This is a genomic window from Kitasatospora sp. NPDC092039 (assembly GCF_044756065.1).
Lineage (GTDB): Bacteria > Actinomycetota > Actinomycetes > Streptomycetales > Streptomycetaceae > Kitasatospora.
In genome coordinates this window covers 603,762-612,963 of sequence record NZ_JBIVSD010000004.1, presented here as the reverse complement: position 1 = coordinate 612,963, position 9,202 = coordinate 603,762, and the positions used below count along the sequence as shown (strand labels likewise).

General features: G+C 71.5%; 7 protein-coding genes and 2 rRNA genes. 7 read left to right on the top strand and 2 right to left on the bottom strand.

Annotation, left to right across the window (positions count from 1 at the left end; all coding sequences use genetic code 11):
- From ACIQI7_RS12320 to ACIQI7_RS12295, 6 genes are all read left to right on the top strand, one after another.
- Positions 1-93, top strand: a 23S ribosomal RNA gene (locus ACIQI7_RS12320); the annotation flags it as partial.
- An 82-nt stretch (positions 94-175) separates the two neighbouring features.
- A 5S ribosomal RNA gene (gene rrf / locus ACIQI7_RS12315) occupies positions 176-292 on the top strand.
- Between the two features lie 268 nt (positions 293-560).
- Entirely contained in the window at positions 561-3,152 is a 2,592-nt protein-coding gene (locus ACIQI7_RS12310; RefSeq protein ID WP_401107986.1) for an ATP-binding protein, read from the top strand.
- Positions 3,153-3,264: 112 nt separating this feature from the next.
- A complete protein-coding gene (locus ACIQI7_RS12305; RefSeq protein WP_049657530.1) occupies positions 3,265-3,945 on the top strand; it encodes a response regulator in 681 nt (226 codons plus the stop codon).
- Positions 3,946-4,010: 65 nt separating this feature from the next.
- The gene (locus ACIQI7_RS12300; RefSeq protein WP_387748089.1) at positions 4,011-4,418 is read left to right on the top strand and encodes an OB-fold nucleic acid binding domain-containing protein; all 408 of its coding nucleotides are present in this window, start codon (positions 4,011-4,013) and stop codon (positions 4,416-4,418) included.
- Positions 4,415-5,143 (top strand): DUF3159 domain-containing protein, encoded by a 729-nt coding sequence (locus ACIQI7_RS12295; protein WP_401107983.1) that lies wholly within the window; start codon positions 4,415-4,417, stop codon positions 5,141-5,143. Before ACIQI7_RS12300 ends, ACIQI7_RS12295 begins: the two co-directional genes overlap by 4 nt.
- Before the next feature lie 79 nt (positions 5,144-5,222).
- On the opposite strand, the gene ACIQI7_RS12290 is transcribed toward ACIQI7_RS12295, so the two are convergent.
- Together ACIQI7_RS12290 and ACIQI7_RS12285 are read right to left on the bottom strand one after the other, a co-directional pair.
- Complete coding sequence (locus ACIQI7_RS12290) at positions 5,223-5,894, bottom strand: potassium channel family protein (RefSeq protein WP_387748093.1); 672 nt, start codon at positions 5,892-5,894, stop codon at positions 5,223-5,225.
- Positions 5,894-6,562 carry a potassium channel family protein gene (locus ACIQI7_RS12285; RefSeq protein ID WP_387748095.1) on the bottom strand — a complete coding sequence of 223 codons (669 nt, stop codon included), beginning with the start codon at positions 6,560-6,562 and terminating at the stop codon, positions 5,894-5,896. The genes ACIQI7_RS12290 and ACIQI7_RS12285 overlap by 1 nt, the downstream gene beginning before the upstream one ends.
- A gap of 248 nt (positions 6,563-6,810) precedes the next feature.
- On the opposite strand from ACIQI7_RS12285, the gene ACIQI7_RS12280 reads away from it, so the two are divergent.
- A complete protein-coding gene (locus ACIQI7_RS12280) occupies positions 6,811-8,889 on the top strand; it encodes an APC family permease (RefSeq protein ID WP_401107979.1) in 2,079 nt (692 codons plus the stop codon).
- The last annotated feature ends 313 nt before the right edge of the window (positions 8,890-9,202 follow it).

Genomic DNA, 9,202 nt, shown 5'->3' with positions numbered 1-9,202 from the left:
GGCTCCCAGTAGACGACTGGGTTGATAGGCCGGATATGGAAGCCCTGTGAGGGGTGGAGTTGACCGGTACTAATAGGCCGAGGGCTTGTCCTCAGTTGCTCGCGTCCACTGTGTTGTTCTGAAACAACGACCCGCCCCGATTAGCTGGGGTGTGCGGTTGACAGTTTCATAGTGTTTCGGTGGTCATAGCGTGAGGGAAACGCCCGGTTACATTCCGAACCCGGAAGCTAAGCCTTACAGCGCCGATGGTACTGCAGGGGGGACCCTGTGGGAGAGTAGGACGCCGCCGAACAATCATTGCTGAAGAACCCCCATCCGGGACCCCGGATGGAGGTTCTTCGCGTTTCCGGCCCGACATCGTCGATTGCCGCCCCGGGGGCTCCCCGGACCCCTCCCGAACGACCCCCGCCGAGTGGCTGGTTCGCCGTCAATATGCCGCTAAAACCGCCTGATCAGCGCACTGATCAGCGGAAAATCGCGTCGCACGCCGTAGTCTCGAAGGCGAGGGGAACAGGTGTCCGGGGTATCTCCCGGGCCGGTCCGGATCAAGAATGGTGCTCATGGGACGAGGCAGGCTGCGGATCTACCTCGGGGCGGCCCCCGGGGTCGGCAAGACGTACGCCATGCTCGCCGAGGCGCACCGGCGGCAGGAGCGTGGCACGGACGTCGTGGTCGCGTTCGTGGAGGACCACGGCCGTCGGCGGACTTCCGACATGGTCGCCGGCCTGGAGGTCGTGCTGCGCCAGCAGGTGGTGCACCGCGGCGCCCGGTTCTCCGAGATGGACCTGGACGCCGTCCTCGCCCGCAAGCCGCAGGTGGCCCTGGTGGACGAGCTGGCCCATACCAACGTCCCCGGCTGCCGCAACGGCAAGCGCTGGCAGGACGTCGAGGAGCTGCTGGCGGCCGGGATCGACGTGGTCTCCACCGTCAACGTGCAGCACCTGGAGTCGCTCGGCGACGCGGTCGAGGGCATCACGGGCGTGCGCCAGCGCGAGACCGTCCCGGACGAGGTGGTCCGCCGGGCGGACCAGATCGAGCTGGTGGACATGTCCCCGCAGGCCCTGCGGCGACGGCTGGCGCACGGCAACGTGTACGCGCCGGAGAAGATCGACGCCGCCCTCGCCAACTACTTCCGCCCGGGCAACCTGACCGCGCTGCGAGAGCTGGCGCTGCTGTGGACCGCGGACCGGGTGGACGAGTACCTCCAGAAGTACCGGGCCGAGCAGGGCATCGAGGGCACCTGGCAGGCCCGGGAGCGGATCGTGGTGGGCCTGACCGGCGGGCCGGAGGGGGCGACGCTGATCCGCCGGGCGGCCCGGATCGCCGCCAGGGTCTCCGGCGGCGAGCTGCTCGCCGTGCACATCTCCCGCTCGGACGGGCTGGTGGGCTCGGGCTCGCCGCAGACGCTGATCGAGCAGCGCGCGCTGGTGGAGAGCCTCGGCGGTTCCTTCCACGCGGTGCTGGGGGACGACCCGGCCGCCGGGCTGCTGGACTTCGCCCGGGGGGTGAACGCCACCCAGATCGTGCTGGGCACCAGCCGGCGGCCCGCCTGGCAGTACCTGTACGGGCCGGGCGTCGGCACCACGGTGACCCGGGAGGCCGGGGACATCGACGTCCACATGGTCACCCACGAGCACGCCGGGCACGGTCGGCGCGGCAAGGTACCGATCCGCCGGATCACCGACCTGGGCCGTACCCGGACGGTGGCCGGCTGGCTGATCGGGCTGGTCGGCCCGCCGCTGACGGCGATCGTGCTGGCCGCGATCGGCGGGCTGGGGCTCTCCACCGACATGCTGCTGTTCCTGTCGCTGACGGTGTGCGCGGCGCTGGTCGGCGGTCTACTGCCGGCGGTCGGCTCGGCGCTGGTCGGCTCCTCGGTGCTGAACTACTACTTCACTCCGCCGCTGCACACCTTCACCATCAACGAGCCGCAGAACATCATGGCGGTGGCGATATTCACCGTCGTCGGCATATCGGTGTCGTCGGTGGTGGACCTCGCGGCCCGGCGCACCCAGCAGGCGGCCCGCAGCCAGACCGAGGCGCAGACGCTCAGCGCGCTGGCCGGCACGGTGCTGCGCGGCGCGCCCAACGGCGACGGGGTGCTGACCGCGCTGATGGAGCAGGTCCGGGAGACCTTCGGGCAGGAGAGCGCCGCGCTGCTGGAACGGCCCGACAGGCTCACCGCCTGGGCGCCGGTGGCCGCCGCCGGGCCGCGCCCGCCGGTGCGGCCGGAGGAGGCCGACGTGGACGTCCCGGTCGGCGACAACCTGGCGCTGGTGCTGCGCGGCCGGGTGCTGCCCGGCGCGGACCGCCGCCTGCTCGGCGCGTTCGCCGCCCAGGCGGCCGTGGTGCTGGAACGCCGCCGGCTGGCCCGGGAGGCCGCCGAGGCCCGTCGGGAAGCCGAGGGGAACCGGATCCGGACGGCCCTGCTGGCCGCCGTCTCGCACGACCTGCGCACCCCGCTGGCGGGCATCAAGGCCTCGGTCACCTCGCTGCGTTCGGCCGACGTCGACTGGGACCCGGAGGACGAGGCCGAGCTGCTGGCCGGCATCGAGGCCGGGGCCGACCGGCTGGACCACCTCATCAACAACCTGCTCGACATGAGCCGCCTGCAGACCGGGACGGTCACCCCGCTGATCCAGGAGACCGATCTGGACGAGGTGGTGCCGTTCGCGCTCGGCGGGGTGCCGCCGGAGTCCGTCCGGCTGGAGGTGCCGGAGTCGCTGCCGATGGTGCGGGCCGACGGCGGGCTGCTGGAGCGCTCGTTGGCCAACCTGGTGGAGAACGCCGTCAAGTACAGCCCGGACGGCGTCAGGGTGCTGGTCAAGGCCGACGAGCTGCGGCAGCCGGGGGTCCCGGCCCGGGTCGAGCTGCGGATCGTGGACCGTGGCCCGGGCGTGCCCGAAGACGCCAAGGAGAAGATCTTCGCGCCGTTCCAGCGCTACGGCGACGCGCCGCGCGGCGCCGGGGTGGGCCTCGGACTCGCGGTGGCGCGCGGCTTCGTCGAGGCGATGCACGGTACCGTCACCGCCGAGGACACCCCCGGCGGCGGCCTCACCATGGTCGTCAGCCTGCCCGTGGTGGAACGGCCGCCCGAGACGGGGGAGCCGGGCGGCGACGGCGGCGATCCGCTCGCGGAGCTGATCACCTGAGCACGGGCGGCGCACCGGCCGGGCCCGTCGCGCTCCCGGAGCCGTCAACCAGAGCCATCGAGCAGTCCCCCCAGTCCGTAAGTCAGACAGCCCTGAAAGGCGGAGCCCGTAAATGACCCGGGTCCTCGTCGTGGACGACGAACCGCAGATCGTCCGCGCGCTGGTGATCAACCTCAAGGCCCGCAAGTACGAGGTGGACGCGGCCCATGACGGCGCGAGCGCGCTGGAGCTGGCCGCGGCCCGCCATCCGGACGTGGTCGTCCTCGACCTGGGCCTGCCCGACATGGACGGGGTCGAGGTGATCCGCGGCCTGCGCGGCTGGACCCGGGTGCCGATCATCGTGCTGTCGGCCCGGCACGCCTCGGACGAGAAGGTCGAGGCGCTGGACGCCGGCGCCGACGACTACGTCACCAAGCCGTTCGGCATGGACGAGCTGCTCGCCCGGATGCGGGCCGCCGTGCGGCGGGCCGAGCCGGTGGCCGGGGAGGCCGACTCGCTGGTCGTCACCGAGTCCTTCACCGTCGACCTCGCGGCCAAGAAGGTCAACCGGGACGGCGCGGACGTCCGCCTCACCCCGACGGAGTGGCACCTGCTGGAGGTCCTGGTCCGCAACGCCGGGCGGCTGGTCAGCCAGACCCAGCTGCTCCAGGAGGTGTGGGGCCCGGCCTACCGCACCGAGACCAACTACCTGCGGGTCTACCTCGCCCAGTTGCGCCGCAAGCTGGAGCGCGACCCCTCGCACCCGCGCCACTTCATCACCGAACCGGGCATGGGATACCGGTTCGAGAGCTGACCGCGACCGCCCCCGGCGGCCGGACGACCTGCCGTCGGGGGGCCGGAACCCGGTACCCTTCCGACATGAGTGGTGACAACAGCAGCGGCCAGCCGCAGGGGCGGTTCCGCCGCATGCTCAGTCGGCTGACCTCCTCGGCGGAGGAACTGGACGCCGAGGAACTGCGCCAGGAGACCGCCGCGGAGTCCGGCTGCACACCGATCGCCGGCTGCGGGGACCGCGAGCTGGTCACCGTCGCGGGCACGCTGCGCACGGTGACGCTGCGGCCGAGGGCGGGTGTGCCCGCCCTGGAGGCCGAACTCTTCGACGGCACCGAGGCGCTGGACGTGGTGTGGCTCGGCCGCCGCTCGATCGTCGGGATAGAGCCCGGCCGCCGGCTGGTCGCCAGCGGCCGGATCGGTCACGCACGCGGGCGCCGCGTGCTGTTCAACCCCCGCTACGAGCTGCGTCCGGTCGGACACGGGAGCGAATGAGCGTGAGCAACCAGCCCGGCGGCGAGACCGCCGCCCAGCTCGACCCGTCCGTCGACCACGCGGCCGCGGAGGCCGCCCGCAGGGCCGCCTCCAAGGAGGCCGCCGACACCGTGCTGCAGGCCTTCGGCGGCGTCCGCGGCATGATCGACATGACGCTGCCCGGCCTGGTCTTCATCGTCACGTACAACCTGACCCACCAGGTCAGCACCGCGGCCTGGGCCGCGCTGGGCCTGAGCGCCCTGTTCGTGGTGGCCCGGCTGGCGCGCCGGGAGACCATCCAGCACGCCTTCAGCGGCGTGTTCGGCGTCGCCCTCGGCGCCTGGATCTCGATGAAGAGCGGCAAGGCCGAGGACTTCTACCTGCCCGGCCTGCTCTGGAACGTCGGCTACTGCGTCGCCCTGGCGACCTCCGCGCTGGTGCGCTGGCCGATGATCGGGGTGATGCTCGGCCCGATCACCGGCGAGATGTTCACCTGGCGCAAGGAGAACCCGGGCCGCCTGGCCGCCTACACCAAGGCGACCTGGGCCTGGGTGGTGATCATGGGTGCCAAGCCGCTGATCCTCTTCCCGCTGTACTTCACCCACAACGTCAACCTGCTGGGCTGGCTGAAGGTCGCCCTCGGCATCCCGCCGCTGCTGCTGGCGATGTACGTGACCTGGCAGATCCTGCTGAAGGCGCCGCCGCCGATCAAGGCGCAGCTGGACGAGGAGGAGCCGGCGAAGTAGCCGCCTCCCGGCCGCCGAGCAACGGCGAAGGGCCCGCACCCCGACGAGGGGTGCGGGCCCTTCCGCCGTACCGCCGGGTCTACTGGGCGCCCGAGGTGCCCGAGAGCAGCTGCTCCAGCTCCTCCTCGCGCTCCTGCGCGGCGACGAAGAGCAGCTCGTCGCCGCCCTCCAGGGTGTCGTCCTTGCCCGGCACCAGCACCCGGCCCTCGCGGATGATGGTCACCAGCGCGGTGTCCTGCGGCCAGGTCACGTCGCCGACCCGGGTGCCGACCAGCTCGGCGTCGGACGCCAGGGTCAGCTCGACCAGGTTGGCGTTGCCCTGGCTGAAGCGCATCAGGCGGACCAGGTCGCCGACGCTGACCGCCTCCTCGACCAGCGCGGACATCAGGCGCGGGGTGGAGACGGCCACGTCCACGCCCCAGGACTCGTTGAAGAGCCACTCGTTCTTGGGGTTGTTCACCCGGGCGACGACCCGCGGCACCGCGTACTCGGTCTTGGCGAGCAGCGAGACGACCAGGTTGACCTTGTCGTCACCGGTCGCGGCGATCACCACGTGGCAGCGCTGGAGCGCGGCCTCGTCCAGCGAGGTGATCTCGCAGGCGTCGGCCAGCAGCCACTCCGCCATCGGGACCCGCTCCACCGAGATGGAGTTGGGGTTCTTGTCGATCAGCAGGACCTCGTGGCCGTTCTCCAGCAGCTCGCCCGCGATCGAGCGGCCCACGGCACCGGCCCCGGCAATGGCGACCCGCATCAGTGACCCTCCTCCTTCGGCCCCTGCGCGAACGCGGCCTCGACGGCCGTCAGGTCGGCCCGGCGCAGCATCACGTGGACCAGGTCGCCCTCCTGCACCACCATCTGCGGCGAGGGGAGCACGCCCTCGCCGAGCCGGGTGACGAACGCCACCCGGGTGCCGGAGGCCTCCTCCAGCTGGCTGATCCGATGGCCGATCCAGCCCGGGTGGTACGCGACCTCGGCGAGCTGCACGCCGCCGCTCGGGTCCTGCCACAGCGGCTCGGCGCCGCTCGGCAGCAGCCGGCGCAGCATCTGGTCGGCGGTCCAGCGGACCGTCGCCACGGTGGGGATGCCCAGGCGCTGGTAGACCTCGGCGCGGCGGGGGTCGTAGATCCGGGCGGCGACGTTCTCGACGCCGAAGTTCTCCCGCGCGACGCGCGCGGCGATGATGTTGGAGTTGTCACCGCTGGAGACCGCGGCGAAGGCGCCGGCCTCCTCGATGCCCGCCTCGCGCAGGGTGTCCTGGTCGAAGCCGACGCCGGTCACCCGGCGCCCGTTGAACCCGGCGCCCAGTCGACGGAACGCGGTCGGGTCCTGGTCGACCACGGCCACCGAGTGGCCCTGTTTCTCGAGTGCTCTGGCGAGGGCGGAGCCCACGCGGCCGCAGCCCATGATCACGATGTGCACCGGCGCTTACCTCACCCGTCCCGAAGGGGCCTTGACCTGCGCAAACACCGTTCAGCTCCGTTTCCCGCCCGGTCGTCCGGGACGAGGTTCCTCGTGGGGGCGCCGACCCGGCAACGCTCGACAACCAGAGTGTTGCCCGCCGACTCGTATCCGACACGCTAGCCGGTCCACCGAACACAGTCGCGACGAAGGGGGGGACAAACGGCGCAGCCTTGACCGGGGAGCCCCTACGATTCCTTAACGTGCCTATGCCGACTGACCTTCCGAAACGCATCCTGATCGGGCGCGCCCTACGCAGCGACAAGCTGGGCGAGACGCTTCTGCCCAAGCGTCTCGCGCTGCCCGTGTTCGCCTCGGACGCGCTCTCCTCGGTCGCGTACGCCCCCGAGGAAATCCTGCTCACCCTCTCCGTCGCGGGCGCTTCGGCGATCCACTTCTCCTGGCAGATCGGCGTCGTCGTGGCGATCGTGATGCTCGCCGTGGTCGCCTCGTACCGGCAGAACGTGCACGCCTACCCCAGCGGTGGCGGTGACTACGAGGTCGCGACCGTCAACCACGGTCCGGCCGCCGGTCTGGTGGTCGCCAGCGCGCTGATGGTCGACTACGTGCTCACCGTGGCCGTGTCGACCACCTCGGGCGTCGCCAACGTCGTCTCCGCCGTGCCCGCGCTGCGCGGCCACGAGGCGATCGTCTCCGTGGTCGTGGTCGTGCTGCTGATGGGCATGAACCTGCGCGGCGTGCGGGAGTCCGGAAGCGCCTTCGCCGTTCCCACCTACGCCTTCATGGTCGGCGTGATCGGAATGGTCGGCTACGGCGTCTTCCGGCATTTCGCGCTCGACCAGGACATGCCCGCCGAGAGCTCCGGCTTCCACCTCGCGGCCACCCCCGGCAACGACTCGCTGGCCGGTTTCGCGATGGTGTTCCTGCTGCTGAAGTCCTTCTCCTCGGGCTGTGCCGCGCTCACCGGTGTGGAGGCGATCTCCAACGGCGTGCCGGCCTTCCGCAAGCCGAAGAGCAAGAACGCCGCCACCACGCTGCTGATGATGGCGAGCATCGCCGTCGTGATGTTCATGGGCATCATCTGGCTGGCCCGGCTGACCGGTGTCCAGATGGCCGAGAACCCGGCCGAGCAGCTCGTCGGCTCCGCGCCGGACTACCACCAGAAGACCGCGCTGGCGCAGATCAGCGAGGCCGTGTTCAACAACTTCACGCCCGGCTTCTACTTCGTCGCGGCCGTCACCGGTCTGATCCTGGTGCTCGCCGCCAACACCGCCTTCAACGGCTTCCCGGTGCTCGGCGCGATCCTCGCCCAGGACCGCTACCTGCCGCGCCAGCTGCACACCCGCGGCGACCGGCTGGCCTTCTCCAACGGCATCATCCTGCTGGCGATCGCCGCGATCCTGCTGATCCTCGCCTTCGACGCCGACCCGAACCGGCTGATCCAGCTCTACATCGTCGGCGTCTTCGTCGCGTTCAACATGAGCCAGTCCGGCATGATCCGGCACTGGACCAGGCTGCTGCGCACCGAGACCGACCCGGCCAAGCGCCGCCACATGCAGCGCAGCCGGGCGATCAACGCCTTCGGCCTGGTGATGACCATGGCCGTGCTGATCGTCGTGCTGGTCACCAAGATCGGCCACGCCTGGATCGCGATCGCCGCGATGGCCGTGCTGTTCGTGATGATGAAGGGCATCCGGCGCCACTACGACCGGGTCTCCCACGAGCTCACCGCCGCCGAGGAGCCGGACGACGTGGTGCTGCCCACCCGGGTGCACGCGATCGTGCTGGTCTCCAAGCTGCACAAGCCGGCGCTGCGCGCCCTGGCGTACGCCAGGCTGGCCCGGGCCCACACGCTGGAGGCCGTCACGGTCAACGTCGACCCGGCGGACACCGCGGCGCTGCGGCGCGAGTGGGACGAGCGCGGCATCGAGGTGCCGCTCAAGGTGCTGGACTCGCCGTACCGCGAGATCACCGGGCCGGTCCTGGACTACGTGAAGAACCTGCGGCGCAGCAGCCCGCGGGACGTGGTCTCGGTCTACATCCCGGAGTACGTGGTGGGCCACTGGTACGAGCACCTGCTGCACAACCAGAGCGCGCTGCGGCTCAAGGGGCGGCTGCTGTTCAAGCCCGGGGTGATGGTGACCTCGGTACCGTGGCAGCTGGAGTCCTCGGAGCGGCGCAAGCCGCAGAAGGCCTGGTCGGCGCCGGGCGCCGTCCGGCGTGGCGAGCCGCGGGCGCCGAAGGCCGTAAAGTCGAAGGATTCCGTCTCCACCGGTACGAACGACGCCGGTGACACCTCCGACCGCAGCAAGGACTCCTCCCAGTGACCCGCAACACTCCGCCCCGCTCCTCGGGCTCCTCCGGCAAGGGCGCCCGCCGGGGCGGCTCCCAGCCCGGGCAGGTCTCCCGGCCGCGCTGGGGCCGTCCGGCTCGTCCGGAGGCCACCGACCGCGACGGCCTCACCGCGCGCACCGCGCCGATCGTCCCGGGCGAGCGGGAGGACCGGGAGCCCGCCGGCCAGGAGGCCGCGAAGGGCAAGGGCGGCTCGGGCAAGGGCGCCGCCGGGAAGGCCGCCGCGGGCCGGGGCGGCTCCGGTAAGGGCGGCTCGGGCAAGGACGCCGGTCAGGGCGCCGCCGGGGC

Excerpts from the sequence above, each read along its gene's own strand:
- ACIQI7_RS12310 (WP_401107986.1), top strand. The coding sequence starts at position 561 with ATGGGACGAGGCAGGCTGCGGATCTACCTCGGGGCGGCCCCCGGGGTC.
- ACIQI7_RS12305 (WP_049657530.1), top strand. The coding sequence starts at position 3,265 with ATGACCCGGGTCCTCGTCGTGGACGACGAACCGCAGATCGTCCGCGCG.
- ACIQI7_RS12300 (WP_387748089.1), top strand. The coding sequence starts at position 4,011 with ATGAGTGGTGACAACAGCAGCGGCCAGCCGCAGGGGCGGTTCCGCCGC.
- ACIQI7_RS12295 (WP_401107983.1), top strand. The coding sequence starts at position 4,415 with ATGAGCGTGAGCAACCAGCCCGGCGGCGAGACCGCCGCCCAGCTCGAC.
- ACIQI7_RS12290 (WP_387748093.1), bottom strand. The coding sequence starts at position 5,894 with ATGCGGGTCGCCATTGCCGGGGCCGGTGCCGTGGGCCGCTCGATCGCG.
- ACIQI7_RS12280 (WP_401107979.1), top strand. The coding sequence starts at position 6,811 with ATGCCGACTGACCTTCCGAAACGCATCCTGATCGGGCGCGCCCTACGC.